Annotated in this window: 26 protein-coding genes, 2 tRNA genes and 1 rRNA gene; 9 read left to right on the top strand and 20 right to left on the bottom strand. The window is 54.3% G+C overall.

What is annotated here, in order from left to right; all coding sequences use genetic code 11:
* The first annotated feature begins 311 nt into the window (after positions 1–311).
* On the top strand, positions 312–1,769 hold the full coding sequence (gene pepD / locus FQK12_RS13825; RefSeq protein WP_014228036.1) for a cytosol nonspecific dipeptidase: 1,458 nt from the start codon (positions 312–314) through the stop codon (positions 1,767–1,769).
* Positions 1,770–1,871: 102 nt separating this feature from the next.
* Here the strand turns inward: pepD and FQK12_RS13820 are convergent, their stop codons facing one another.
* Positions 1,872–2,336, bottom strand: coding sequence for a GNAT family N-acetyltransferase (locus FQK12_RS13820; RefSeq protein ID WP_032693183.1), 465 nt, complete (start codon positions 2,334–2,336; stop codon positions 1,872–1,874).
* Between the two features lie 2 nt (positions 2,337–2,338).
* Positions 2,339–3,394, bottom strand: coding sequence for a DNA polymerase IV (gene dinB / locus FQK12_RS13815; RefSeq protein ID WP_014228034.1), 1,056 nt, complete (start codon positions 3,392–3,394; stop codon positions 2,339–2,341).
* Between the two features lie 159 nt (positions 3,395–3,553).
* Between dinB and FQK12_RS13810 the strand changes: the two genes are divergently transcribed.
* The gene (locus tag FQK12_RS13810; RefSeq protein ID WP_014228033.1) at positions 3,554–4,411 is read left to right on the top strand and encodes a glycerophosphodiester phosphodiesterase family protein; all 858 of its coding nucleotides are present in this window, start codon (positions 3,554–3,556) and stop codon (positions 4,409–4,411) included.
* Positions 4,412–4,443: 32 nt separating this feature from the next.
* On the opposite strand, the gene nqrM is transcribed toward FQK12_RS13810, so the two are convergent.
* Genes nqrM through FQK12_RS13775 form a run of 7 tightly spaced genes read right to left on the bottom strand, consistent with a single transcriptional unit; the run spans position 4,444 to position 10,503 of the window.
* Positions 4,444–4,659, bottom strand: a complete 216-nt coding sequence (gene nqrM / locus FQK12_RS13805; protein ID WP_004847934.1) for a (Na+)-NQR maturation NqrM — start codon at positions 4,657–4,659, stop codon at positions 4,444–4,446.
* A 2-nt stretch (positions 4,660–4,661) separates the two neighbouring features.
* Positions 4,662–5,885: an NADH:ubiquinone reductase (Na(+)-transporting) subunit F gene (gene nqrF / locus FQK12_RS13800; protein WP_004847931.1), complete on the bottom strand. Its 1,224-nt coding sequence runs from the start codon at positions 5,883–5,885 to the stop codon at positions 4,662–4,664.
* Positions 5,886–5,896: 11 nt separating this feature from the next.
* Positions 5,897–6,493 (bottom strand): NADH:ubiquinone reductase (Na(+)-transporting) subunit E, encoded by a 597-nt coding sequence (gene nqrE, locus FQK12_RS13795; RefSeq protein WP_004847929.1) that lies wholly within the window; start codon positions 6,491–6,493, stop codon positions 5,897–5,899.
* A gap of 6 nt (positions 6,494–6,499) precedes the next feature.
* A complete protein-coding gene (locus FQK12_RS13790; protein ID WP_004099162.1) occupies positions 6,500–7,138 on the bottom strand; it encodes an NADH:ubiquinone reductase (Na(+)-transporting) subunit D in 639 nt (212 codons plus the stop codon).
* Positions 7,131–7,925, bottom strand: coding sequence for a Na(+)-translocating NADH-quinone reductase subunit C (locus FQK12_RS13785; protein ID WP_004847924.1), 795 nt, complete (start codon positions 7,923–7,925; stop codon positions 7,131–7,133). Before FQK12_RS13785 ends, FQK12_RS13790 begins: the two co-directional genes overlap by 8 nt.
* Positions 7,918–9,156, bottom strand: coding sequence for an NADH:ubiquinone reductase (Na(+)-transporting) subunit B (locus FQK12_RS13780; RefSeq protein ID WP_004847922.1), 1,239 nt, complete (start codon positions 9,154–9,156; stop codon positions 7,918–7,920). The genes FQK12_RS13785 and FQK12_RS13780 overlap by 8 nt, the downstream gene beginning before the upstream one ends.
* Positions 9,157–9,159: 3 nt before the next feature.
* Positions 9,160–10,503 carry a Na(+)-translocating NADH-quinone reductase subunit A gene (locus FQK12_RS13775; protein WP_004847919.1) on the bottom strand — a complete coding sequence of 448 codons (1,344 nt, stop codon included), beginning with the start codon at positions 10,501–10,503 and terminating at the stop codon, positions 9,160–9,162.
* 413 nt (positions 10,504–10,916) lie between these two features.
* Between FQK12_RS13775 and dpaA the strand changes: the two genes are divergently transcribed.
* Positions 10,917–11,657 (top strand): peptidoglycan meso-diaminopimelic acid protein amidase, encoded by a 741-nt coding sequence (gene dpaA / locus FQK12_RS13770; RefSeq protein ID WP_014228031.1) that lies wholly within the window; start codon positions 10,917–10,919, stop codon positions 11,655–11,657.
* Here dpaA and FQK12_RS13765 read toward each other — a convergent pair.
* Together FQK12_RS13765 and lpcA are read right to left on the bottom strand one after the other, a co-directional pair.
* Positions 11,628–12,395 (bottom strand): class II glutamine amidotransferase, encoded by a 768-nt coding sequence (locus tag FQK12_RS13765; RefSeq protein WP_004847917.1) that lies wholly within the window; start codon positions 12,393–12,395, stop codon positions 11,628–11,630. The genes dpaA and FQK12_RS13765 overlap by 30 nt on opposite strands.
* A gap of 149 nt (positions 12,396–12,544) precedes the next feature.
* Positions 12,545–13,126 (bottom strand): D-sedoheptulose 7-phosphate isomerase, encoded by a 582-nt coding sequence (gene lpcA, locus FQK12_RS13760; protein WP_004099149.1) that lies wholly within the window; start codon positions 13,124–13,126, stop codon positions 12,545–12,547.
* Positions 13,127–13,364: 238 nt separating this feature from the next.
* Between lpcA and fadE the strand changes: the two genes are divergently transcribed.
* Positions 13,365–15,809, top strand: a complete 2,445-nt coding sequence (gene fadE, locus FQK12_RS13755) for an acyl-CoA dehydrogenase FadE (RefSeq protein ID WP_014228030.1) — start codon at positions 13,365–13,367, stop codon at positions 15,807–15,809.
* Positions 15,810–15,993: 184 nt separating this feature from the next.
* A complete protein-coding gene (locus tag FQK12_RS13750) occupies positions 15,994–16,764 on the top strand; it encodes an amidohydrolase (RefSeq protein ID WP_014228029.1) in 771 nt (256 codons plus the stop codon).
* A gap of 253 nt (positions 16,765–17,017) precedes the next feature.
* Here the strand turns inward: FQK12_RS13750 and FQK12_RS13745 are convergent.
* Both FQK12_RS13745 and dnaQ read right to left on the bottom strand, forming a co-directional pair.
* Positions 17,018–17,094: transfer RNA gene (locus FQK12_RS13745), tRNA-Asp, on the bottom strand.
* A gap of 132 nt (positions 17,095–17,226) precedes the next feature.
* The gene (gene dnaQ / locus FQK12_RS13740) at positions 17,227–17,958 is read right to left on the bottom strand and encodes a DNA polymerase III subunit epsilon (protein WP_014228028.1); all 732 of its coding nucleotides are present in this window, start codon (positions 17,956–17,958) and stop codon (positions 17,227–17,229) included.
* A gap of 65 nt (positions 17,959–18,023) precedes the next feature.
* Here dnaQ and rnhA point away from each other — a divergent pair, with 65 nt between their 5' ends.
* Positions 18,024–18,491, top strand: coding sequence for a ribonuclease HI (gene rnhA, locus FQK12_RS13735; RefSeq protein ID WP_014228027.1), 468 nt, complete (start codon positions 18,024–18,026; stop codon positions 18,489–18,491).
* Here the strand turns inward: rnhA and FQK12_RS13730 are convergent.
* On the bottom strand, positions 18,488–19,210 hold the full coding sequence (locus FQK12_RS13730) for a class I SAM-dependent methyltransferase (protein WP_014228026.1): 723 nt from the start codon (positions 19,208–19,210) through the stop codon (positions 18,488–18,490). The two genes, rnhA and FQK12_RS13730, sit on opposite strands and share 4 nt — an antisense overlap.
* Before the next feature lie 32 nt (positions 19,211–19,242).
* Between FQK12_RS13730 and gloB the strand changes: the two genes are divergently transcribed.
* Together gloB and mltD are read left to right on the top strand one after the other, a co-directional pair.
* Positions 19,243–19,998 carry a hydroxyacylglutathione hydrolase gene (gene gloB / locus FQK12_RS13725; protein ID WP_014228025.1) on the top strand — a complete coding sequence of 252 codons (756 nt, stop codon included), beginning with the start codon at positions 19,243–19,245 and terminating at the stop codon, positions 19,996–19,998.
* Positions 19,999–20,069: 71 nt separating this feature from the next.
* Positions 20,070–21,437 carry a murein transglycosylase D gene (gene mltD, locus FQK12_RS13720; RefSeq protein WP_014228024.1) on the top strand — a complete coding sequence of 456 codons (1,368 nt, stop codon included), beginning with the start codon at positions 20,070–20,072 and terminating at the stop codon, positions 21,435–21,437.
* A gap of 57 nt (positions 21,438–21,494) precedes the next feature.
* Here mltD and FQK12_RS13715 read toward each other — a convergent pair whose 3' ends face one another.
* The 3 genes from FQK12_RS13715 to FQK12_RS13705 all read right to left on the bottom strand — a co-directional run bounded on the left by FQK12_RS13715 (position 21,495) and on the right by FQK12_RS13705 (position 24,444).
* Complete coding sequence (locus FQK12_RS13715; RefSeq protein ID WP_014228023.1) at positions 21,495–22,265, bottom strand: class I SAM-dependent methyltransferase; 771 nt, start codon at positions 22,263–22,265, stop codon at positions 21,495–21,497.
* An 85-nt stretch (positions 22,266–22,350) separates the two neighbouring features.
* A complete protein-coding gene (locus FQK12_RS13710; protein ID WP_025108464.1) occupies positions 22,351–23,148 on the bottom strand; it encodes an endonuclease/exonuclease/phosphatase family protein in 798 nt (265 codons plus the stop codon).
* A gap of 105 nt (positions 23,149–23,253) precedes the next feature.
* A complete protein-coding gene (locus tag FQK12_RS13705; RefSeq protein WP_014228021.1) occupies positions 23,254–24,444 on the bottom strand; it encodes an MFS transporter in 1,191 nt (396 codons plus the stop codon).
* Between the two features lie 104 nt (positions 24,445–24,548).
* On the opposite strand from FQK12_RS13705, the gene yafC reads away from it, so the two are divergent.
* Positions 24,549–25,451 (top strand): DNA-binding transcriptional regulator YafC, encoded by a 903-nt coding sequence (yafC, locus tag FQK12_RS13700; protein ID WP_014228020.1) that lies wholly within the window; start codon positions 24,549–24,551, stop codon positions 25,449–25,451.
* 30 nt (positions 25,452–25,481) lie between these two features.
* Here yafC and dkgB read toward each other — a convergent pair whose 3' ends face one another.
* The 3 genes from dkgB to rrf all read right to left on the bottom strand — a co-directional run bounded on the left by dkgB (position 25,482) and on the right by rrf (position 26,696).
* The gene (gene dkgB / locus FQK12_RS13695; RefSeq protein ID WP_014228019.1) at positions 25,482–26,285 is read right to left on the bottom strand and encodes a 2,5-didehydrogluconate reductase DkgB; all 804 of its coding nucleotides are present in this window, start codon (positions 26,283–26,285) and stop codon (positions 25,482–25,484) included.
* Positions 26,286–26,448: 163 nt separating this feature from the next.
* Positions 26,449–26,525 (bottom strand) — tRNA-Asp (locus FQK12_RS13690).
* A gap of 55 nt (positions 26,526–26,580) precedes the next feature.
* Positions 26,581–26,696: ribosomal RNA gene (gene rrf / locus FQK12_RS13685) — 5S ribosomal RNA — on the bottom strand.
* Positions 26,697–26,767 lie beyond the last annotated feature (71 nt).

Below are 26,767 nucleotides of genomic sequence, written 5' to 3'. Positions count from 1 at the left end.
TTGCGGGCGTGAATCTGCAACATGTCCCAGGTGACGACGTATTTTTCGCTCATGTGAAGTGTCCCAGCCTGTGTAATACGGCTTAAATAATGTTCGAGGGGGAAAATGGTTGCGCGAGATTATAGAGATCTGACGCGCTAAAAACCAGCGTTAAGCGGCCACGACGACTCTTTTTACGTGGTTTACACTACCAGAGTACACGGAAAGTGGTATTCTCAACCCCATCGCGCAAGCCCGGGCTTGTAGTGTATTTGATTGCTAACCCCTCGATCTGCAAACGACTTTTGCAGGTGATTGTAAGGAGACTTATCGTGTCTGAACTGTCTCAATTATCCCCGCAGCCGCTGTGGGATATTTTTGCCAAAATCTGCTCTATTCCTCACCCCTCCTATCACGAAGAACAGCTCGCTGAGCACATCATGGGCTGGGCAAAAGAAAAAGGCTTACACGCGGAACGCGACCAGGTTGGCAACATTCTGATTCGTAAAGGCGCGACTGCCGGTATGGAAAACCGCAAACCGGTTGTGCTGCAGGCGCACCTCGATATGGTGCCGCAGAAAAATAACGATACCGTTCATGACTTCGCTAAGGACCCGATTCAGCCGTACATCGACGGCGAGTGGGTCAAAGCGCGCGGCACCACCCTGGGCGCCGACAACGGTATCGGCATGGCTTCCGCGCTGGCGGTACTGGCTGACGACAACGTGGTTCACGGCCCGCTGGAAGTGCTGCTGACCATGACGGAAGAAGCCGGTATGGACGGCGCGTTTGGCCTGCAGGCCAACTGGCTGCAGGCGGATATCCTGATCAACACCGACTCCGAAGAAGAAGGTGAGATTTACATGGGCTGCGCGGGGGGTATCGACTTCACCTCTGACCTGGCGCTGACCCGTGAAGCCGTTCCGGCCGGTTTCCAGAGCTTTAAGCTGACCCTTAAAGGACTCAAAGGCGGCCACTCCGGCGGCGAGATCCACGTTGGTTTAGGTAATGCCAACAAGCTGCTGGCACGCTTCCTCGCAGGCCATGCTGAAGAGCTGGATCTGCGCCTGGTCGATTTCAACGGCGGCACCCTGCGCAACGCGATCCCGCGTGAAGCGTTCGCGACGGTCGCCGTGGCCGCGGATAAAGCGGACGCGCTGAAAGCGCTGGCTAATGAATACCAGGCGATCCTGAAAAACGAGCTGGCGGCCAAAGAGAAAAACCTGACTGTGCTGCTGGAGTCGGTTGCTAACGAGCAGCCTGCGCTGACGGCCCAATCTCGTGATACCTTTGTGCGTCTGCTGAACGCCACGCCAAACGGCGTCATCCGCAACTCTGATGTGGCAAAAGGCGTGGTGGAAACCTCGCTGAACGTCGGTGTGGTGACCATGACCGGCGACAACGTGCAGATTCACTGCCTGATTCGCTCGCTGATCGACAGCGGCAAAAATTATGTCGTGAGCATGCTGGATTCGCTGGGCAAGCTGGCCGGTGCAAAAACCGAAGCGAAAGGCGCCTACCCGGGCTGGCAGCCGGACGCCAACTCGCCGGTGATGCATCTGGTGCGTGAAACCTATCAGCGTCTTTTCAACAAGACGCCGAACATCCAGATTATCCACGCGGGCCTGGAGTGCGGTCTGTTCAAAAAACCGTATCCGGATATGGACATGGTTTCTATCGGGCCAACCATCACCGGTCCTCACTCCCCGGATGAGCAGGTTCATATCGAAAGCGTGGGCCAGTACTGGACGCTGTTGACTGAACTGCTGAAATCCATTCCGGCGAAGTAAGACAACACAGGCCCACTCCGCAGAGAGTGGGCCTTTTCTTTATAAAATGACCGAGCGAAAGCACGCCGTGCCGATTGTGGTAACCGCATCCGGGCATACCTGTCACGCGCTGTATGTGGGGTCGATTTGCCGCCGCATCAAATAATTAAGAAATCGTTCACCCCGCGCCGTCACTTCCTGTGGCTGAATAACCGTGAAGCCGTGACGCGCAAAAAAGGGCTTTGCCGTAATACTGGCCTCTACCCTATAAGCGCGCTCAGGAAGCTGCCTCAATAGCGTATTGAGCAGCGCGCTGGCGACGCCCTGGCGGCTATAGTCGGGAGAGACAAATAGTAAATCGATATAGTCATCCACGGCGGTAATAAACCCGACCGGCGAGGCATCATTTATTGCCACCAGTACGCGTGACGCCGCAAGTTTTTGCCGCCAGCGGGCTTCATCAACCTGCGCCCAGGCGGCAATTTGCCGGGGGGAATAGTCAGCGCTGGCGGTCTCTTTAACGGCGCGTAAAAATAGTGCGCATAGCGCCGGAAAATCCCGCTCTTCGTACATTCTTATCGTTAACATTGTTACAATCCCAAAACGAGTTGCCGCTCCAGCTGCGGATCAAGCAGCGTCACGTGCAGCCCCACCAGCCTGACTCCCCGACCTCCGCGCCGCTCGTGCCAGGCTTTATGCGCGGTAGAAATCAAATCATCTTTATTCAGCCGGGGCCAGACATGTTCCTGGGTGGTGAGCTGAAAATCATTAAACTTCAGCTTGACCCCCTGACGGGCAATCAGCAAATCCGGTTTAACCTTCGCCAGTCGCCGTTCCAGCTCCGGGTAGAGGTTCTCAATAATCGATTCACACTCCACCCATTCGTGGATATCTTCTATCAGGGTTCGTTCAACGCCCACCGATTTGCGCTGGCGCTCGCTGCTGATTTCTCGTTCATCAATCCCCTGGCTGCGTTCCCACAGTATCCGCCCAAATTTACCAAAGCGCTTGAGCAGCATCGCCAGATCGCTGTTCTGCACATCTTCACAGGTCCTCAGCCCCATGCTCTCGAGCTTTGCGGCGGAAACCTTGCCTACCCCCGGGATCTTCGATAGCGGCAACGTTTTGACAAACTCCGCGACCTGATGCGGCGCAATAACAAACTGACCGTTGGGTTTATTCAGATCCGAGGCGATTTTTGCGAGAAATTTTACCGGCGCAATTCCTGCCGAAGCGGTCAAATTTAGCTCACGATGGATGGTCTCGCGGATCTCCTGCGCCATCAGCGTCGCCGACCCCTGACAATGAACGCTGTCGCTAACGTCGAGATAGGCTTCATCCAGCGATAATGGTTCGATTAACGAGGTATAGCGGGAAAAAATTTCCCGGATATGGTTCGACGCCTCTTTATAGGCGTCAAAGCGGCCGGGAAGCAGCGTCAGGTGGGGGCAAAGTTTGAGCGCGGTGGCGGTTGGCATGGCGCTGCGCACGCCGAATTTACGCGCCGGATAGTTAGCCGTACTGATAACACCGCGCTGCACCCGACTGCCGCCAATGGCAATAGGGATGTCGCGCAGTGCCGGGTTGTCACGCATTTCCACCGCCGCGAAGAAGCAGTCCATATCAACGTGGATGATTTTACGCATAGCCAAACCTTAGACTGTACATGCATACAGTATAGCAAAATACGGCGAAATTTAATCTTTTTAAATCCACTATCCTGAAAAACGTGCTACAACATAAAATTGCAATAAATATAAGTTACTTTTCATATAGTTATATGAGCATATAAGGTGAATGCAATCATGAAATCAATACTTACTGCGCTTGGTTTGCTTATTGCCAGCAGCGCCTGCGCCGCGCCGCAGCTCATTGCGCATCGGGGAGGCACCGGCGATGCGCCGGAAAATACCCTTCCGGCGATAAAACTTGCGCTGGAGAATAAGGCCGAGGCGATTTGGATAACGGTACAATTAAGCCAGGATGGCGTTCCGGTCTTATATCGCCCGAGCGATCTGTCCGCGCTGACTGACCATACGGGGAAAATCTCAAGCTTCAGCGCTGCCGAGCTGACCCGTATGGACGCGGGATGGACATGGGGCGGTGAAACTCACCCCTGGCGCGGTAAAAACGCAACCATTCCAACGCTGCAATCGGTACTGGAACAGTGGCCGCAGACCTTCTTTTACATCGATATCAAATCGCCTGATGCAGATCCGGCCATCATGGCGGCGCGTCTTAGCGAAGTACTGCAAAAAACCAATAGCCTCTCGCGCGTACGGGTGTATTCAACGGAAGACCGCTATATCGCGGCGCTGCCAGCATCAATCCCCCATTTCGTCAGCCGGGGCGAAACGCGAACGAAGCTGGCTAATATTTCACTTAGCCACCAGTGCCAGCCAACCGCGGCGTCGGGCAATGAATACTGGTACGGTCTGGAGCTGAAACGCAAGGTAGAAGTAGTGGAGAAGTTCACGCTGGGCGAAGGCGTATCGCCAGCCACGCTCACCTGGGATAAAGAAGCTATGGATTGTTTCCGCTCACAGGGCAAAGCCCATATTGTCTTCTTCGGCATTAATAGTGCCGATGATTTTCGTACCGCAAGCGAGCTTGGCGCCGACGGCGTAATGGTAGACTCGCCGGCGAAAGCGAAAGCCTGGTAAATCAAAAAAGGCCGCACGGTGCGGCCTGCTGTTTATAGGATGCGATCCTGCTTGCGCTGCGCTTCGCGAGCCAGGCGTTTTTTGCGCGCATCGCAGGGCTCGGGACAGTCGCAGACCTTTTCCATACCCAGCGATGAGATCCCGCCGCAGCTGCCCTGAATACTTTTGCGCTTGATCAGATAACCAAGCGACATTCCCAGGATAACCAGCGCGAAAATCACAAAGGTCGCGACAAATACCGTCAGCATCATCAGCCTCCAAAATCGTCCAGCATGATGTTTTCATCCTCAACGCCGAGATCTTTAAGCATTTTAATGACCGCGGCGTTCATCACCGGCGGCCCGCACATGTAGAATTCACAATCTTCCGGCGCCGGGTGATCGCGCAGATAGTTTTCATACAGAACGTTATGAATAAAGCCGGTATGGCCGGTCCAGTTATCTTCCGGCTGCGGATCGGAGAGCGCCACGTGGAAGGTAAAATTCGGGTTTTCCCGCGCCAGCTGCTCGAATTCGTCATCATAGAACATTTCTCGCAGAGAGCGCGCACCGTACCAGAAGCTGATTTTACGTTTGCTGTGCAGCCGCTTAAGCTGGTCGAAAATATGCGAGCGCATCGGCGCCATCCCCGCTCCGCCGCCGATAAAGACCATCTCAGCGTCCGTTTCTTTGGCAAAAAATTCCCCAAACGGCCCGGAAATCGTCACTTTATCGCCCGGCTTCAGCGACCAGATATAGGAGGACATGATCCCCGGAGGCGCATCAGGTACCTGCGGCGGCGGCGTTGCAATACGCACGTTGAGCATGATGATACCCTTCTCTTCCGGATAGTTAGCCATGGAGTAGGCGCGTAGCGTTGGCTCTTTCACGTCAGAGACGTAGCGGAAAAGGTTAAATTTATCCCAGTCGCCGCGATACTCGTCCGGAACGTCAAAATCGGCATAGGCAACCTTGTGCGAGGGGCATTCGATCTGAATATACCCGCCGGCCCGGAACGGAACCGCGTCACCGTCCGGCACGCGCAGCTTCAGCTCCTTGATAAAAGTGGCTTTGTTATCGTTCGAGATAACTTCACACTCCCACTTCTTAACGCCAAAAATCTCCTCCGGCAGCTCAATTTTCATGTTCTGCTTCACCGCGACCTGGCAGGCCAGACGGCAGCCCTCTCTCGCCTCACGCTTGGTGATATGAGACAGTTCGGTAGGCAGAATATCACCGCCGCCCTCTTTCACCGTCACCCGGCACTGGCCGCAGGAGCCGCCGCCGCCGCAGGCGGATGAAACAAAGATACCGTTGCTGGAGAGCGTATTCAGCAGCTTGTCGCCGGCCGGAGTACGAATTTGTTTATCCGCTTCGTTATTGATTTCAATGACCACGTCGCCCGCATTCACTAATTTCGAACGCGCGGCCAGTATCAGCCCCGATAGTACCAGGACGATCAGCGTGAACATCACTACGCCAAGAATTATTTCCATACTTTCCGCCCTTATAGCTGCACACCGGAGAATGACATAAAGCCCAGCGCCATCAGACCCGTGGTAATAAAGGTGATCCCTAACCCGCGCAGACCCGCAGGCACGTTTGCGTATTTCATTTTTTCACGAATGCCCGCCATCGCCACAATTGCCAGCAGCCAGCCGATGCCGGAGCCAAAGCCGTAAACGATGGATTCGGTGAAGTTATAGTCACGCTGCACCATGAAGGAGACGCCGCCAAAGATCGCACAGTTGACGGCGATCAGCGGCAGGAAGATCCCCAGCGCGTTATAGAGCGTCGGGAAGTACTTATCGAGGATCATCTCCAGGATTTGCACCAGCGCGGCAATCACGCCAATAAAGGTGATAAAGTTCAGAAAGCTTAAGTCGACGCCTTCAACCAGCGCACCGTCGCGCAGCACCAGGTTATACACCAGATTATTGATCGGCACCGCCAGCCCAAGTACGACCGTTACCGCCACGCCGAGTCCGAAAGCGGTCGAGACCTTTTTCGATACCGCGAGGAAAGTACACATCCCAAGAAAGAAGGCCAGCGCCATATTTTCAACAAACACGGCGCGAACAAACAGGCTAATATAATGAGCCATAATCGGTTACTCCTTTTCCTGCTGTTCAGGCTTCCAGCTGCGCACCGCCCAAATCAACAAACCGATAATGAAGAACGCACTGGGCGCCAGAAGAAACAGACCATTTGGCTGGTACCAGCCGCCGTTCTGCACCGTTTCCAGCACGGTAATACCGAATAGCTTACCACTGCCGATCAGCTCTCTCAGGAAACCGACGATGATTAGGATCGCCCCGTATCCCAGACCGTTGCCAATACCGTCCATAAAGCTCGCCAACGGCGGTGACTTCATGGCATAGGCTTCGGCGCGCCCCATCACGATACAGTTAGTGATGATCAAACCGACGAAAACCGAAAGCTGTTTCGAGATCTCATAGGCAAACGCGCGTAGCACCTGATCGACGACGATAACCAACGAAGCGATAATCGCCATCTGTACAATGATGCGCACGCTATTCGGAATGTGGTGGCGAATCATGGAGATAAACATGCTGGAGAATGCCGTAACCAGCGTCACCGCAATGGTCATTACAAAAGCGGTCTCCAGCTTGGTGGTCACCGCCAGCGCGGAGCAGACGCCCAGAACCTGCAGAGTGATAGGGTTATTAGCGATAAGCGGCCCCACCAGCACGCGCTTCATTTCTTTCATGTCGCCCAAATCAGCCATTATTCAGCTCCCCTTCACGCACCTTTTGCAGGAATGGGCCAAAGCCCAGTTTGCCCATCCAGAAATCAAAGCTATGCTGCACGCCGTTTGACGTCAGCGTTGCGCCCGACAGGCCATCAACGGCGTGCAGGTCGCCAGGACGCGCGCCGCCTTTGACGATTCTCAGCGCAGGCATCCCTTTATCATCAAGCACTTGTTTACCGACGAACTGCTGGCGCCAGTTGGGATTTTCAATTTCCCCGCCCAGCCCCGGCGTTTCACCGTGATCGTAATAGGTGATCCCTTTGACCGTGCGGCCATCGGTTTCCAGCGCAACAAAAGCGTACATCACCGACCACAGGCCGTTACCGTAAATTGGCAGTACCACTTCCTGAATCTGCTGCTTTTCATCGCGCACCAGGTAAATTTCGGCAATATTACTGCGGCGTTTGATACCGGCAGGATCCTGACTCGCCTCCAGCTGTAGGCTCTGCTGAGGGTCTTTCAGGGCCTGAGCCTGATTAAACTTGCCCGGATCTTTATCCAGCAGCTCACCGCTGGCTAAATCGACTAAACGCGGAGAGATATGGGCCTTAAAAATGTCAGCCACTTCATCTGCGCTCATTCCCTGCTTCATCAGACCGGCAACCGCCAGGATATTGCGCTGTTTATCGAGAGCGCGCTGCTCCTGCTGGCGCGATTTTAGCCCCACGGCAGAACCGGCGACCACGATTGAGCAGACCAGACAAAGCACCAGCACCACCAGCAGCGTTTTGCCGATGCTATCGTTACTTTTATTCTCAGCCACGCGATTTCCTCCGCTTAATATTGGCCCGCACCACCAGGTAATCAAACAGCGGCGCGAAGAGGTTGGCGAAGAGGATCGCCAGCATCATCCCTTCCGGATAGGCCGGGTTGACCACGCGAATCAGGACGCACATCACGCCGATCAGCAGGCCATAGCTCCATTTACCTTTATCCGTAAACGACGCGGACACCGGGTCCGTCGCCATAAACATCATGCCGAAAGCAAAACCACCGAGCACCAGATGCCAGTACCACGGCATGGCAAACATCGGGTTGGTATCAGAGCCTATAAAGTTAAACAGCGTCGCGGTGGCCACCATGCCGATGAAAACCCCTGCGACAATGCGCCACGAGGCCACGCGACCAAAAATGATGATGGCGCCGCCGATGAGAATCATCAGCGTCGAGACTTCGCCAATCGACCCCGGGATATTGCCGAGGAAGGCGTCCATCCAGCTTACCGGCTGGCCGGTAGAGACGTTAACCAGCGATTCACCGCCGCCGCTTGCCCACTGGGATAACGGCGTCGCGCCGGAGAAACCATCCGCCGCAGTCCACACCAGGTCGCCGGAAATTTGCGCCGGCCAGGCAAAGAATAAAAACGCGCGCCCCGCCAGCGCCGGGTTGAGAAAGTTACGCCCGGTTCCGCCAAAAATCTCCTTGGCCATGACGACGCCGAAGGTAATCCCGAACGCGGCCTGCCATAGCGGCAGCGATGGCGGCACAATCAGCGCGAACAGAATTGACGTCACGAAGAAGCCTTCGTTTATTTCGTGCTTGCGCACGATAGCAAACAAGACTTCCCAGAACCCGCCGACAAGAAACACGGTGATGTAGATAGGCAGGAAAAATACGGCCCCCAGGGTCATCATACTGAGCCAACCGGCGTCAGCGGTGAAGTTCACCCCCAACCACTGCGCGATGCTGTAGTGCCAGTTCCCGGCGATAACCTGCTGCAGCTGCTCAGCGCCGTATAATTTATGCAGTGCCGGAATGGTCTGCAGGCCAACGTTATACATTCCCCAGAACATCGCCGGGAAAACGGCGAACCACACCAGAATCATCATCCGCTTGAGATCGATGGCGTCTCTGACGTGCGCCGCGCCGCGCGTGACCTGCCCGGGGGTGTAGAACAGCGTCGCCGTCGCTTCAAACAGCGGATAATATTTTTCCAGCTTGCCGCCGTGCGTAAAGTGCGGCTCAATTTTGTCAAACAGTTGCTTTAAGCCCATCACTTATCCTTCCTGCTCTATCTGGGTTAACACGCTGCGCAATGCCGGGCCATATTCGTACTTGCCGGGACATACGTAGGTGCAAAGCGCCAGGTCTTCTTCATCCAGTTCCAGACAGCCCAGCGCCTGCGCGCTGTCGGTATCCCCCGCCAGCAAATCACGCAGCAGCATGGTGGGCAGAATATCCAGCGGCATCACTCGCTCATAGTTGCCAATCGGCACCATAGCCCGCTCGCCACCGTTGGTATCCGTCGAGAAATTAAATAGCTTACGCTTCATAAAATGGCCGAGCGTGGTGCGGGTGATGGAAAATTTATCTTTCCCGGGCATTACCCAGCCGAACAGCTCTTTCTCACGCCCCTCTTTTACGACGCTTATCTGTAAATGAAAGCGGCCAAGAAAAGCATGGGGCCCTTGAGCATGCGTTCCGCTGAGGACTGAACCAGAAATAACGCGGTTTTCATCATCCAGAAGTTCATCTGCCAGCAGTTCATCAAGGCTGGCGCCAGAGCAGGTCTTTAATAAACGAGGCTCTTTCACCTGCGGGCCGCCGAGCGCAACAATGCGTTCGCTAGACAACTCCCCTTCAAGGAACAATTTGCCAACGGCGATAACGTCCTGATAGTTAAGATGCCAGACCTGCTTTTTCAGGCTAACCGGCTCGAGAAAATGGATGTGGGTCCCGACCAGCCCGGCCGGATGCGGCCCGGCAAACTGGTTGAAGGTCACCTGGCCCACGGGATGCCCGCCAAGCTTGCCACCGCTGGCCTGGCAGACGTGGACCTTACCGTCGGTCAACCGCGTCAACAGGGTTAAGCCCGCGTCAAAAGCCTCGCGCTGGGCCAGAATGATTGGCTGAGGGTCTGCCGCCAGTGGATTCGTATCTATGGCGGTGACAAATATGGCCGCTGGAACGCTGCCCGGCGCAGGTATTTTGCTGAAAGGGCGGGTGCGAAACGCCGTCCACATCCCCGACTCCACCAGCTGCTGCTGCACGGCCTCGCGCGTCAACGCGGCAAGATCGGCTAATTCATAGCGGGGAAAATGAACGGCATCATCGCCATCTACGTCAATAACGACCGATTGCAGAACCCGCCTTTCGCCGCGATGAATGGCGCTGATGGTTCCACTCGCAGGGGCAGTAAATCGCACGCCAGGATTTCTTTTATCTTCGAACAGAAGCTGACCTTTTTGTACCCGGTCTCCTTCACGCACCGCCATCGAGGGGCGCATACCGATGTACTCTTCCCCCAACAGCGCAACGCGCTTGACCGCAGTCTTCGAAGAAATCTGCTGTGATGGCATGCCAGCTATGGGCAAATTTAGCCCTTTCGTGATTTTAATCATATCGTTAGCAGGTATCCGTTACGTAAACCCCGGCATCAGGCCGAGGCCAGCATAATTAATGGAAAATAAGAGGAAGAAAGGAACATCGTAGTCCTGGTGATTCACAAGACGGGAGAGAAGCATCCTTTCTTACCCTGAGTATTTAGCGGAGCAAGTGTAACATTTCGTGAGCAGCGCCTGTAGACAAACTGCCATTAAGTCGTTCTAAAATGCGAGCTATTACGCAAAGTTCTGACTGCGCTTTACCTGAATATTCGCTATAACGGAAAACTAAAACGTAAACGTGGCACGTCGTGCTTGCGAAAAAATGCCGTGATGCTAATGTGAGCGCTCTAAAACCAGAAAACTCTGATTTCGGGTCTCTCTTGCCGTCCTGGCAATGTGGTTATTTGTTTTATCAAGGAACAAGTAGTATGCGCAAAATCGCATTATTTATTGCGATGCTTCTGTTGCCGTGCGTTTCATTCGCAGGGCTACTTAGCAGTAACAGCTCGACAACGCCGATGAGCAAAGAGTATAAGCAGCAGCTCATGGGTTCGCCGGTCTACATTGAGATCTTCAAAGAAGAGCGCATGCTCGATCTTTACGTCAAGATGGGCGAAACCTACCAGCTTCTCGACAGCTACCGAATCTGTAACTACTCCGGCGGGCTCGGTCCAAAGCAGCGCCAGGGCGATTTCAAGAGCCCCGAAGGTTTCTATAACGTTTCCCGCAATCAGCTAAAACCCGACAGCCGTTTCTACAAAGCGATCAATATCGGTTTCCCGAACGCCTACGATCGCGCGCATGGCTATGAAGGAAAGTATCTGATGATTCACGGTGCCTGCGTATCCGTTGGCTGTTACGCCATGACCGATACCGGCATTGATGAAATCTTCCAGTTCGTCACCGGCGCGTTAGTCTTCGGCCAGCCCAACGTTCAGGTGAGCATTTATCCTTTCCGCATGACCGACGCCAACATGGCCCGTCACAAATTTTCCTACTTCGCGGATTTCTGGCAGCAGCTGAAACCCGGGTACGACTACTTCCGGCAGACGCATAAGCCGCCGGTGGTTTCGGTAGCCAATGGCCGCTACGTGGTGAGCAAACCGCTCAGCCACGAAGTTGTGCAGCCGCAGCTCGCGTCAAACTACTCGGTCCCCGAGGCAAAATAACGCCCACTCGCCTGGCATAATTTTATTCCAGGTTTCGTTGCCGGTAAGCGGCTGAGTGGCGATAACGGAGACCACATCATTCGGTGTGGTCTCGCGTTGAAAGTCAATTTCTACATCCTGATCCAGCAGCGTCGCTACGCCAAACGGCGCCCTTCGCGTAATCCAGTATAAATTCGTCGAGCAAAACGCCATCACGTAGCGCCCGTCGGAGAGCAGCATGTTAAACACGCCTTTTTCACGCAGCGCTCCGGCAAGCGTGGCGATAAATCTGAATACCTCAACCATATCGCCCGGCATTTCCGGATAGCGCTCGGTGATGCTATGCAGCAGCCAGCAGAAGGCCTTTTCGCTGTCGGTCTCCCCGATAGGATGCAGACTTCCCGTCTCGAGGCTCTCATACCCCTCCAGTTGACCGTTATGGGCGTAGGTCCAGTTGCGCCCCCATAGCTCCCGGGTAAAGGGGTGAGTGTTTTCCAGCGCAACGATACCCCGGTTGGCCTGGCGAATATGGGCGATGACCGAGCAGGACTTGATAGGATATTCCTGCACCAGCTTTGCTATGGGCGACTGGAAGCTAGGCTGCGGATCTTTAAATGTGCGACAGCCCTTACCTTCATAAAACGTAATGCCCCAGCCGTCTTTATGTGGCCCGGTTCCGCCACCGCGCTGCACCAGCCCGGTGAAACTGAAGCAAATATCTGTGGGCACATTCGCGCTCATCCCGAGCAATTCGCACATAGTTCACCTCATACCACTTACTGAAACATAAAAGGCGTAATTGGTGCAGCCAGTTTGGACACGGCCAGCGCGCAGAAACCGGAGCGTACTTCATGTACGTGAGGATCTTGAGCACTGCCCGGGTTCAAAATGGCTAACAAAATAGCCTTTTAAGCTTTAACCATCTCTTTTTCGATCAGCATAATCAGGATATGAATCACTTTAATATGGATTTCCTGAATACGGTCGGCGTAGCCAAAATGCGGTACGCGAATTTCTACATCCGCTGACCCCGCCATTTTACCGCCATCTTTCCCGGTCAGAGTAATCACTTTCATCCCCTGGGCGCGGGCGGCTTCAATCGCTTTGATAACATTACCTGAGTTACCGGAAGTAGAGATCCCCAGTAATACGTCGCCTGCACGACCCACTGATTCTACATAGCGAGAGAAAACATATTCATAGCCGAAATCATTGCTGACGCAAGAGAGATGGCTCACGTCGGAAATCGCAATGGCCGGATAGCCGGGGCGATTTTCACGATAGCGCCCGGTCAGTTCTTCCGCAAAATGCATCGCATCGCAGTGCGAACCGCCGTTACCGCAGGAAAGGACTTTGCCGCCAGCTTTAAAGCTATCCGCCAGCAGCACCGCAGCACGCTGAATCGCGTGAATGTTGGCTTCGTCCTGCAGAAAGTTAGCCAGCGTTTCAGCGGCTTCATTCAGTTCGTTACGAATAAGATCCTGGTACATGAGGATAATCCTTCAGTATTTGTGGGATAACCCAGGCAGTTTACCGGATAGCCGACGCAGCGAGAAGCAGCACGCGATGCAATCCCCTGTGCTTTTGATTTTATGTGCCGCATTTCCGTACAACAATGTGAGCAAGGTTGTAATTATTTTGTAAACACATTGCTAAAACAAATTACATCCACTACAACCATATCATCACAAGTGGTCAGACCTCCTACAAGACAGGGAGCATTTCTCTATGATGATTTTGAGTATTGTTGCAACCGTTGTTTTACTCGGTGCGCTCTTCTATCACCGAATCAATCTGCTGCTGAGCAGCGCGATTTTGCTTATCTGGACCGCCGCGCTCGGCGCTGCGGGGCTGTGGAATATCTGGCTGCTGATTCCGCTGGCGATCGTTTTACTGCCGTTTAACCTTGCGCCGATGCGTAAATCCATGATTTCAGTCCCGGCGTTCCGCGCTTTCCGTAAGGTCATGCCGCCGATGTCGCGCACCGAGAAAGAAGCGATTGACGCTGGCACAACCTGGTGGGAAGGCGATCTGTTCCGCGGCAACCCGGACTGGCAGAAACTGCACAACTATCCGCAGCCGCGCCTCACCGCTGAAGAACAAGCCTTTATTGACGGCCCGGTCGAAGAAGCCTGCCGTATGGCGAACGACTTCGAAATTACCCACGAGATGGCCGATCTGCCGCCGGAGCTGTGGGCCTATCTGAAAGAGCATCGCTTCTTCGCGATGATCATTAAGAAAGAGTACGGCGGGCTGGAATTCTCCGCCTACGCGCAGGCTCGCGTCCTGCAAAAGCTGTCGGGCGTCTCCGGGATCCTGGCGATTACCGTCGGCGTGCCGAACTCATTAGGCCCGGGCGAGCTGCTGCAGCATTACGGTACCGAAGAACAGAAAAACCACTATTTGCCGCGCCTGGCTCGCGGCCAGGAGATCCCGTGCTTCGCGCTGACCAGCCCGGAAGCGGGTTCAGATGCCGGCGCCATTCCGGATACCGGCGTCGTCTGCATGGGCGAATGGCAGGGCCAGCAGGTGCTGGGTATGCGCCTGACCTGGAACAAACGCTATATCACCCTTGCGCCTATCGCCACCGTACTGGGGCTGGCGTTTAAACTCTCCGATCCAGACCGCCTGCTGGGTGGAGAAGAGGAGCTGGGCATCACCTGCGCGCTCATCCCCACCAGCACCCCCGGCGTTGAAATCGGGCGTCGCCATTTCCCGCTGAACGTTCCGTTCCAGAACGGCCCGACCCAGGGGAAAGATATTTTCGTTCCTATCGATTACATTATTGGCGGCCCGTCGATGGCCGGCCAGGGCTGGCGGATGCTGGTTGAGTGTTTATCCGTGGGACGCGGCATCACCCTGCCGTCAAACGCTACCGGCGGCCTGAAATCCGTCGCCATGGCTACCGGCGCCTACGCGCACATTCGCCGCCAGTTCAAAATCTCTATCGGTAAAATGGAAGGGATCGAAGAACCGCTGGCGCGTATCGCAGGCAACGCCTACGTAATGGATGCCGCCGCCTCGCTGATTACCTACGGCATTATGCTTGGCGAAAAACCAGCGGTACTGTCGGCAATTGTGAAGTATCACTGTACTCACCGTGGTCAGCGTTCCATTATTGACGCAATGGATATTACCGGCGGTAAGGGCATTATGCTCGGCACCGGAAACTTCCTGGCGCGGGCCTATCAGGGCGCGCCGATCGCCATCACCGTTGAAGGGGCGAATATCCTGACCCGCAGCATGATGATCTTCGGCCAGGGTGCGATTCGTTGCCATCCGTACGTGCTGGATGAAATGGCGGCCGCGCAGAATAACGACGTTAACGCTTTCGATAAGCTGCTGTTTAAACACATCGGGCACGTGGGCAGCAATAAGGTACGCAGTTTCTGGCTGGGCCTGACCCGCGGTCTCACCAGCAGCTCGCCGACCCGCGATGCCACTCGTCGCTACTATCAACATATGAACCGACTGAGCGCCAACCTGGCTCTGCTGTCCGATGTCTCAATGGCGGTGCTGGGCGGTAGTCTGAAGCGTCGTGAAAGAATTTCTGCGCGTCTGGGCGATGTGCTGAGCCAGCTCTACCTGGCGTCGGCGGTCCTGAAACGCTATGACGATGAGGGGCGTAACGAAGCGGACTTACCGCTGGTTCACTGGGGGGTGCAGGATGCGCTGTATCAGGCCGAGCAGTCGATTGACGATCTGTTGGTGAACTTCCCGAATCGTCTGGTCGCTGGGGCGCTTCGCGTGGCAATCTTCCCGACCGGACGTCATTACCTGGCGCCTTCAGACAAGCTGGATCATAAGGTAGCGAAAATCCTGCAGGTTCCGAGCGCGACGCGTTCGCGTATCGGCCGCGGTCAGTATCTGACGCCGAGCGAGCATAATCCGGTTGGCCTGCTGGAAGAAGCGCTGCTTGATGTTATGGCAGCAGACCCTATCCACCAGCGCCTGTGCAAAGAGCTGGGCAAGAATCTGTCGTTTACGCGTCTTGATGAACTGGCCCGCAACGCGCTGGCAAAAGGGTTAATCAATCAGGACGAGGCGGACATCCTGGTCCGTGCGGAAACCAGCCGACTGCGCAGCATTAACGTCGACGATTTCGCCCCGGATGAACTGGCGACCCGCCCGGTAAAGCTACCGGAGAAAGTGCGCAAGATCGAAGCGGCTTAAAAACGAAAAAATAAACCCATCACGATCGAGGCGGGGACTTCCCCGCCTCTCTTTTTTTCTGACAATTCAGCGGAAGGTATTTCCAGGGCTGTCATTCTTTTACAAAATATTCCCTGAGCCGTCCATCGGCTGATATGGTGTTAAAGTCATTATAATTCCTCTCATCATACTGGAGTTCACCACCGTGCCCGGACTGAAAATTACCCTTTTACAACAACCGCTGGTGTGGATGGACGGTCCCGCCAACCTGCGCCATTTCGATCGTCAACTGGAAGGGATTACCGGGCGTGACCTCATTGTTTTACCCGAAATGTTCACCACCGGTTTCGCGATGGAAGCAGCAAAACAGTCGCTGTCGCAAGAGGAAGTGGTAGCCTGGATGGAGGCTAAAGCCGACCAAACCAACGCGCTGATTGCCGGTAGCGCCGCGCTGCAAACGGACCGCGGTCCGGTTAACCGCTTCTTGCTGGTTGAGCCCGGCGGTAAAATCCATTTCTATGACAAACGCCACCTGTTTCGCATGGCGGATGAACATCATCATTACGCAGCGGGTAACGAGCGGGTCATTTTTGCCTGGCGCGGCTGGAGAATTCTGCCGCTGGTATGCTACGACCTGCGCTTCCCCGTATGGTCACGCAACCATAACGACTACGATTTAGCGCTGTATGTTGCCAACTGGCCCGCCCTGCGCTCAATGCACTGGCAGTCGCTGCTGGTCGCCAGAGCTATCGAAAATCAGGCTTATGTTGCCGGATGCAATCGCGTCGGCACCGATGGCAACGGGCACCATTACCGGGGCGATAGTCGGATAATCACGCCGCAGGGTGAGATTATCGCGACGGCCGAACCGCATCAGGCGACTCGCCTGGATGCTGAGCTTTCGCTGACGTCGCTAAAAGAGTATCGCGAGAAGTTTCCGGCCTGGCAGGACGCTGACCCCTTCACGCTCAGCTAAAGCCAGCCTGGCAGGGGAGCCCAGGCTCCCTTTTTATGCCTCAAACCAGCGCTATCCCGCCCGCTCGCCCAGAGCCCTGCAGGTAAACGCCCGCAGCGCGGAACAAGAATATGAATGCTGTTAACACCAGGCTCGCGGGCAAACGTTGTCAGCCCGGCGCGACGGATGGCTGGCGAAGACGGGGAAGAGAATGTGTTCTGCAGGCTAAAACGACGAAAGCCTGAATCATTGCTGATTCAGGCTTTCTGAATAGTGGCGGAACGGACGGGACTCGAACCCGCGACCCCCTGCGTGACAGGCAGGTATTCTAACCGACTGAACTACCGCTCCACTTACTGTTCCCTTGGGGACGAGGCGAATATTACGGATTCCCCTCTACTCCGTCAACGCTTTTTCTTCATTTTTGAATCGCTTGCTGCAAAAATCACCCAACAGACTATTTTTAGCGCGTTTATGGGTAAATCAGGCCCGCCACAGGCAGCTTCCGCCTTTCTTTTGCACCAGATCGAGCCGCGACTCGTGGTTCATCAGCTCTTCATCAGAGGCGTAAACCACCCGTAATTTGCTGGCGGCGCGCACAACGCGTTGAATGCCTATTTCTCCGGCCTGCTGCTGCCCTTCCCCTTCCATTGAGAAAGCCATCGTCGTCTGGCCACCGGTCATCATCAGATAAACGTCGGCCAGAATCTGGGCATCGAGCAACGCCCCGTGCAGCGTTCGCTTGCTGTTGTCTATTTCATAACGTGAACAGAGGGCATCAAGGCTGTTACGCTTGCCCGGGAACATTTTACGCGCCAGGGCCAGGCTATCGGTCACCTTACAAAAGGTATCCGTCTTCGGAATGCCGCGATTCAGCTTAGCAAATTCATAGTCCATAAAGCCGATATCGAACGATGCGTTATGGATGACCAGCTCCGCGCCGCGGATATAGTCGAGAAACTCATCGACCACATCACCAAACGCGGGCTTATCCATCAGGAATTCGTCCGCAATACCGTGGACGCCAAACGCTTCAGGATCCACCAGCCGGTCCGGCTTTAAATAGACGTGGAAGTTGTTTCCGGTCAGGCGGCGGTTGATCACCTCCACCGCACCGATTTCAATTATCTTGTGCCCTTCATAGTGCGCACCAATCTGATTCATACCGGTGGTTTCGGTATCGAGAACGATCTGTCGCGTAATTGCAGTGCTCATAGCGGTCATTTATGTCAGACTTACCGTTTTACGTATCGATTTCAATTACAGGAAGTCTACCAGAGATGCTCAAACAGGTAGAAATTTTCACCGATGGTTCTTGCCTGGGAAATCCAGGTCCTGGCGGCTACGGTGCGATTTTACGCTATCGCGGGAAGGAAAAAACTTTTAGCGAAGGCTTTAACCTTACAACGAACAACCGCATGGAGATGATGGCCGCCATCGTCGCCCTGGAAGCGCTGAAAGAACATTGTGAAGTGATCCTCAGTACCGACAGCCAGTATGTGCGTCAGGGGATTACGCAGTGGATCCACAACTGGAAAAAACGCGGCTGGAAAACGGCCGACAAGAAACCGGTAAAAAATGTCGATCTCTGGCAGCGCCTGGACGCCGCGCTGGGTCAACACAAGATAAAATGGGAATGGGTTAAAGGCCACGCCGGACATCCGGAAAACGAACGTTGCGACGAACTGGCGCGCTCGGCGGCATCTAACCCAACCCGGGACGACATCGGTTATCAGGCAGAAAGTTAATTCTCCCCCTTGCGCCACTGACGCGTGGCGCCTACCGCCTGCGGTATCCGTTTTTTTGCTTTGCCCGATTTCATCGGGTTTAGCGTCAATGGGATAGTGCGTTTACGGGCAACAATGAGCTGCAGACATCCCAACGCCGGTAGATGCGTGCTGAGCATTTTCCCCCCGTGGCGCGACCAGGGAAGGACCTGATAGCCCCCGTAGTGCATAACTTCAAAATTCAGCAACCCCAGCCAGTCCATCTGACGCGTTAAGGTGAACATGCGGCTGTTATAGGGGGGCTTATTGCGTAACACCGGCACCAGTTTACGTAACCCCATCAGGCTTACAGGATTAAAACTGGTTAAAATTATCCAGCCATCGTCAATCAGCACCCGGTCCGCTTCCCGCAGCAGTCGATGCGGATCGCTGCACCACGGTAAGGTATGCGCCAGCAGGCAGGCATCTACCGACTTTTCGGCAAAAGGCAAATGCAGCGGATCGGCCTTTACCTGCACAGGATTCCCCTGCAAAGAGACATTCACCTGATGGGAAATCGCGCAGGCTTCGGTATTGATTTCCGCGCTCAGATTGCCAATCTTAAGTAAATGAAAGCCATATAATTTAGCGAGCCACGGTTTCATCTGCCGTTCCAGCGATTCGCGGTAGTATTCGCCCCACGGCATGCTGGACCAGTGCTCTGGCGCTGTAACTGTATGAGGTATCCTTGCCGGCTTCATCGCAACCTTCCGCTACGCATTAGAGGTAATTTATGAATCTTATCAGTATTCCCGCATTTCAGGACAACTACATCTGGGTTCTTAGTGAAGATAGCGGGCGCTGCCTGATAGTCGATCCCGGAGAAGCCGCGCCCGTGCTCACCGCCATCGAACAAAACCGCTGGCAGCCGGAAGCCATCTTGTTGACGCATCACCACCGCGACCACGTTGGCGGCGTTAAACAACTGCGGGAAAAATTTCCGAACCTGGTGGTTTACGGACCGGCAGAAACCCAGGATAAGGGCGCAACCCACGTCGTGAAGGACGGAGATAGCCTCACTGTTTTGGGCCGCGAATTTTCTATTTTTGCCACGCCAGGTCACACTTTAGGACACATCTGTTTCTACAGCGCACCTTATCTATTTTGTGGCGATACAATGTTTTCCGGCGGCTGCGGCAGACTCTTCGAAGGGACCGCAGAGCAGATGTATCAATCATTTAAGAAGATTGGCGCCCTTCCTGACGAAACATTAATATGTTGCGCACATGAGTACACTTTAGCAAACATGAAGTTTGCAATAAGCATCCTTCCCCATGATAGGGAGATAAACGATTACTACCGCAAAGTTAATGAGTTACGTACAAAAAACCAAAAAACACTCCCCGTAACTCTGAAAAATGAGCGTCTTATTAATTTATTTCTTCGAACGGATGATGATGATTTAATTAAAGAAATAGACAAAGAAACAAATTTGCAACACTCTATTCAGCGATTTGCCTGGTTAAGGTCAAAGAAAGACGACTTCTGATATTTAATTCTTGTCTTCAGACGACTTCACCGTTATCCTTGCTCGTCTTTTAAGCAACTATTGACACACACATGAAGGCACGAGCGATTTTACTCGCCTCTGTCCTGCTGGTGGGGTGCCAAGCGTCTAAGAACGATGGCACCGTACAACAGCACGCACAGAGCCTTTCTGCAGCGAGTCAAGGGGAAGCAAGCAAGTTCACAAGTCGAGCGCGCTGGTTAGATGATGGAACCTTCTACGCGCAAGACCAGGATCTGTGGACTTCAATAAGCGACGAGCTAAAGATGGGAATTCCGGAAAACGTCCGGATTCGCGAACAAAAACAGAAGTACTTAAGAAATAAGAGCTATCTCCACGATGTAACTTTACGGGCAGAGCCGTATATGTACTGGATAGCCGGGCAAGTTAAGAAACGTAACATGCCAATGGAACTGGTATTACTACCCATAGTGGAGAGCGCTTTTGACCCGCACGCAACGTCTGGCGCCAATGCCGCAGGCATTTGGCAGATCATTCCGAGCACCGGGCGCAATTATGGTTTGAAACAGACCCGCAGTTACGATGCGCGTCGTGACATCGTTGCCTCAACCACGGCAGCGTTAAACATGATGCAACGTCTGAACAAAATGTTCGACGGCGACTGGTTGTTAACCGTCGCTGCCTATAACAGCGGTGAAGGTCGGGTAATGAAGGCTATCAAAGCGAACAAATCACGGGGTAAACCCACCGATTTCTGGTCGCTGTCATTACCACAGGAAACCAAAATATACGTACCAAAAATGCTGGCCCTGAGCGATATTCTCAAGAACAGCAAGCGGTATGGCGTAAGGCTGCCGACAGCAGACGAAAGCCGTGCCCTGGCGCGTGTACGTCTCGACAGTCCGGTTGAGATTTCACAGCTAGCGGATATGGCAGGAATGCCCGTCAGCAAGCTGAAAACGTTCAATGCAGGCGTTAAGGGGTCGACTCTGGGCGCGAACGGGCCGAATTACGTACTGGTACCGCAGAAGCATGCGGCGCAGCTGCGTGAGTCTTTGGCCTCCGGTGATATTGCCGCCGTGCAGCCGACGCTGCTGGCTGACAACAAGCCGTTGACCAGCCGCAGCTACCAGGTGCGCTCCGGTGACACCATCTCCGGCATTGCATCGCGTCTCGGCGTATCAACGAAAGATCTGCAGCAGTGGAACGGTATTCGCGGTTCTAACCTGAAGGTCGGTCAGAATCTGGTGATTGGCGCAGGCAGCAGCGCTGAACGTCTGGCAAACAATAGCGATAGCATTACCTATCGCGTGCGTAAGGGCGACTCTTTGTCGAGCATTGCGAAACGCCATGGCGTGAACATTCGCGATGTGATGCGCTGGAACAGCGATACCGGCAACCTGAAACCCGGCGATCAGCTGACGCTGTTTGTGAAAAATAGCGACAGACCAGAATCCTGATGATTCAGCAGGCATTAAAAAAGGCACCCATGCGGTGCCTTTTGTTTTATCTCTGCGTCAGATGGCCTTATGGGCCTCAAACATAATCGTATCGCTGGTGAAAGAACCATCCTGCTGCAATGCAAAATAGGCTTTGACCTCCGCCGATGCGCTCTCCTGGTATAAACGAATCGCTTCCGTCAGCGCCTCTGGCGTCCGCATCCGCGCGACCCAGGAGCTGAACTCCAGAGGCAGGCGATCGGTCAGCAGATGATTTATCACCAAACCGGCCTCACTCGCCATTGTCAGCCATTCGCCGCTGGAGTAGTTGCGAACATGGGAGGTATCGCGCAGCGCCTCAACCGTCTGCAGCCAGACGTCGCGAACAGGATGGCCGGGCGACATCACATCCATAATAATCATCACTCCGCCCGGTTTCAGCACCCGCTTCACTTCGCGCAATGCCTGGCCGACATCATGCCAGTGATGCGCAGAATAACGGCTGATCGCGACATCAAAGCTGGCATCAGCGAAAGGCAAAGATTCGGCATAGCCCTGCTGCGTGGCAATGTTAGCAAAACCTTTATCCCTTGCGGCCTGAGCCACCACCTCCAGCATTTGGCTGGATAAATCATATGCCGTTACCTGGGCAACCTGCCCTGCCGCCGCAAAGCTGGCGTGTCCGGCACCGCATCCCATATCGAGCACGTGGGCCTGAGGGAAGTCCGCCAGCCGTTCGGCCAGGCGCTGCAGATCGCGCCCAGAAGCGTGTACGGCACTGCTCAGGTAGGCGCTGGCCTGTGAGCCAAACTGTTTTTCGACGTTGTCATGATGAGAGCGTGTTGTCATTGCATTGTCCTTCGGTTTTTTGAGTAATAAAGGCAGCACCATGCATACGCAGGCCTGCCCCCATGGCAGGCCTGACATACCTTAATTAATCAGGCTTGCCGGGACTGAATTCAACTAGTAGCGGGTTGTGGTCGGACGCGCGGGTCACCAGCACGGAAGCATCGTGCACGCTTAACCCCCGGTAGAACACAAAATCAAGCGGGCGGCCAAAAGTACGGCGGCGCTGATCGTCAGAGAAGCGGACTTCGCGCAGCGACATTTCACGCGCAAAGCGATACAAAGCGTTCATTCGCGGACGACTCCAGGCGTTAAAGTCACCCGCCATTATCACCGGCCCGCTGTGATGGGCAATCTGGTCGCCAATCGGCAGCAGCTGCTTGCTGTAGACATCCACGCCAAGACTAAAGTTGACCGCGTGGATATTTACCACCATCAGCAGCCGGGTATCCGGTAACGGGTAAACGGTGACCAACGCTGACTTTGCCAGCCGCAGGATAGGCTCGCGCTCGCGCAGTGGGCAGCAGTAAATGGGGTGGGCGGAAGCTAACGTCATCACGCCGGAAGGATGCTGCGGAAGCACCAGTGCCGGAACCTGGTCAGCGGCCAGATAATTGGAGGTGGCGAATTTCACTAACTCAGGCGTGGTTTGCGCTTCCTGTAATAACACCAGGTGCGCATCTTTACCAAAGTTGTTAAGAACTGATTTCCACTCGGCGCGCTGCTGCTTGAAGATGTTCCACACCAGTACGCGGATTTTTTCATCCGAACTTAACGGTACTCCCGCCGGAAAAGCCGGAGTCATGCCAGCAAACGACCCCGGAGGTAAGATTCTCTCCGCAGGCTGTCCGGCGACGTAGCGCATGGCATAGGTATTCTTTCGCAATTTAGGCATCAAACCTCGATAACAGGAAACCAGCCCGAGACTGCAGCTGGTCCTTCTGTTATAGGGATTTTTGTATACACTTTCAATGCAATTTGCCAGAAACCTTTATCCTTCTACGGAAAGAACCGTAGCACAGCGCTGAGGCTTATCGAGCCGGCCGCTAAGAACCACCAGCAACAGCGCGACCAGAACTATCAGCGCGCCAATCCAGGGCGTCTGATCCAGACCATAATGTTCTACCGTCTGCCCACCAATCACCGATCCTAAGGCAATCCCGATGTTAAAGGCGGCAATATTCAGGCCTGAGGCAACGTCAACCGCGCCTGGAGTATACTGCTCCGCTTTCTGCACAACGTATACCTGCAGACCCGGAACGTTACCGAATGCGAAGATGCCCATCACCAGTACCGTCGCCAGCGCCGCATACTGAATGCTGGCCGTAAACTGAAAGATCAGCAGTAAAGCAACCAGGGCGGCAAAAATCAGCTTCAGCGCGGGCACGGCGCCATGCTTATCCGCCAGCTTTCCGCCCCATACGTTGCCCACCGCTACAGAAACACCGTAGCCCAGGAGGATCCAGCTAACGGCCGCCGGGCTAAATCCGGCAAGATCCTGCATCATCGGCGCCAGGAAGGTAAAAGCGGTGAATACGCCGCCGTATCCCAAAGCCGTAATGGCATAGATTATCAGTAAACGAGGATGAGTCAGAACCTGGAGCTGAGCGCGCAAACCGGCGCTGACACGACCGGGAATGTTATTCGGCACCAGGATAAGGCTGCTCATTAACGCGATTACGCCAAGGATCGACACGGCAAGGAACGTCTCGCGCCAGCCAAAGTGTTGGCCGATAAAGGTGCCCAATGGTACGCCGGTCACCAGCGCAACGGTCAGACCGCCAAACATAATCGCAATCGCCGAAGCCGCTTTCTCTTTCGGGACCAGGCTGGTCGCAATTGTCGATCCGATCGAAAAGAATACCCCGTGCGCCAGTCCCGTCAGCAGGCGTGCCAGAACCAGAGTTTCATAACCCGGCGCCTGCCAGGCCAGCAGGTTACCGGCGGTAAACAGCGCCATTAACGCCAGCAGCAGTTGCTTACGCGGCATACGCCCGGTCAGCGCGGTGAGCACCGGGGCGCCAATCGCCACGCCGAGCGCGTAGATAGAAACCAACAGCCCCGCTGAGGGTAGCGAAATAGCGAGTTGTTCTGCAATGGTGGGCACCAGGCCCACAATGACAAATTCGGTCGTGCCAATAGCAAAGGCACCGATAGTTAAGGCAAGTAGCGCCAGCGGCATAATGTACTCCGTATCAACATGATTAAGATGACACGTAGTATGAAGAGATGCTTTAATAACAAAAATAGCCAAAGTATCAATAGAATTTTGCCACAGGTGCAATAATGAGAGCTACCTCAGAAGAAATCGCCATTTTTGTCGCCGTGGTCGAGAGCGGCAGCTTTAGCCGCGCAGCGGAACAGCTAGGTCAGGCCAATTCCGCCGTCAGCCGGGCGGTGAAAAAGCTGGAATCAAAGCTCGGCGTGAGCCTGCTTAACCGTACGACCCGTCAGCTAAGCCTGACCGAAGAAGGAGAACGTTATTTCCGTCGCATGCAGGTTGTGCTTCAGGAGATGGCCGCTGCCGAAAATGAACTTCTGGAGAGTCGTACGACGCCAAGAGGACTATTACGGGTTGATGCCGCGACGCCGGTGATACTGCATTTTCTGATGCCGTTGATAAAACCCTTCCGCGAGCGTTATCCAGAGATGAGCCTTACGCTGGTCTCGTCCGAAACCTTTATCAATCTGATTGAGCGGAAAGTTGACGTCGCGATCCGCGCCGGCACGCTGACCGATTCCAGCCTGCGCGCCAGGCCATTGTTTAATAGCTACCGCAAAATAATCGCTTCACCGGACTATCTTGCTCGCCATGGCACGCCGCAAAGCGTCGCTGAGCTAAAAAATCATCAATGCCTCGGTTTTAGCGAACCTGTTTCATTGAATACCTGGCCAGTCTCCTGCTGCGATGGCCAGCTGCTGGAAATCGAAAGCGAGATATCTTCCAATAGCGGAGAAACGCTCAAGCAGCTGTGCCTGGCCGGTAACGGAATCGCCTGTCTGTCGGACTATATGGTGGATAAGGAAATTGCTGAAGGGACGTTTGTCGAACTGCTGGCTGATAAACGGCTGCCGGTTGAAATGCCGTTTAGCGCGGTTTACTACAGCGACAGAGCCGTAAGCACGCGGATCAGAGCCTTTATCGACTTTCTTAGCGAACATGTAAAACAGCTCCCGAAGGAGCTGTAAGAGGGTTGTAGAGTACAGAGGGGGATTAGATTAGTCCCATTCAGGCGCCAGACCGTCCGGGCTAACCAGACGATCGTTGCAGTCCAGGGCGGCGATCGCCTGGCGATCGTCTTCATCAAGCTGCAGATCCTGAGCTTTAAGGTTGCTTGCCAGGTTTTCGCGCCGCGTCGAAGACGGAATTACCGCATAACCTTCGCCCATTGCCCAGGTCAGGATAACCTGTGCCGGCGTGGCATTATGTTTCGTCGCAATACGTGCAATCACTTCATCTTTCAGCGCCTTACCGTAGGCCAGCGTCATGTAAGAGGTGATATGAATATCGTGTTCACGCGCCCAATCAACCACTTTACGGTTCTGCAGGTACGGAGAGAGTTCAACCTGGTTGGTCGCGATATTCTCTGCGCCAACGGCGGCAATTGCCCGCTCCATCAGCGGAATGGTGAAGTTAGAAATACCAATCTGACGGGTCAGCCCCTGCTTTTTCGCTTCCAGCAGCGCGGCCATAAACTCTTCGACGGCAACGGCATCGTTTGGCGACGGCCAGTGGATTAACGTCAGGTCGACATAGTCAGTTCGCAGCTTCAGCAGGCTCTCTTTCAGGCTGGCGATCAGCTTGTCTTTGCTGAGATTTTCAATCCAGATCTTGGTGGTGATGAACAGTTCATCGCGCGCAACGCCGCTTTCAGCAATAGCCTGACCCACAGCAGCTTCATTATCATAGATTTGCGCGGTATCAATGGTGCGATAGCCCAGCTCAAGCGCCGTTTTTACAGATGCAATAACCACGTCATCTTTCAGACGGAAGGTCCCAAGACCAAATGCAGGGATTGTCATGATTTTCCTCTTTATTCATTCATATCGGTTAACGAGGGTAATTATGACCAACGAGAGGATTGAGAAAAAGAGCGCTAAACGCAGAGGATTTTTGCTAAAAAAGCAATAATAAAGCGACAGGCAAAGAAAAAGCCCTGAGCAAATGCTCAGGGCTTTTAATAAGTGGCGGAACGGACGGGACTCGAACCCGCGACCCCCTGCGTGACAGGCAGGTATTCTAACCGACTGAACTACCGCTCCACCGAATACTTCTGTAACCACCGGATTTATGCACCGGCTTACTACTTAATTTGATGCCTGGCAGTTCCCTACTCTCACATGGGGAGACCCCACACTACCATCGGCGCTACGGCGTTTCACTTCTGAGTTCGGCATGGGGTCAGGTGGGACCACCGCGCTAGTGCCGCCAGGCAAATTCTTTGTGCTCAGTACGCAATTCTTTATCGCGTACTCAACTCTGAATCTAAGCTGAAATTGTTGTC

The sequence above is a fragment of the Klebsiella sp. ME-303 genome, assembly GCF_007910085.1.
Lineage (GTDB): Bacteria > Pseudomonadota > Gammaproteobacteria > Enterobacterales > Enterobacteriaceae > Klebsiella > Klebsiella michiganensis.
Note: the sequence above shows the minus strand (reverse complement) of the source record. Positions and strands in the feature narration are given on the sequence as shown.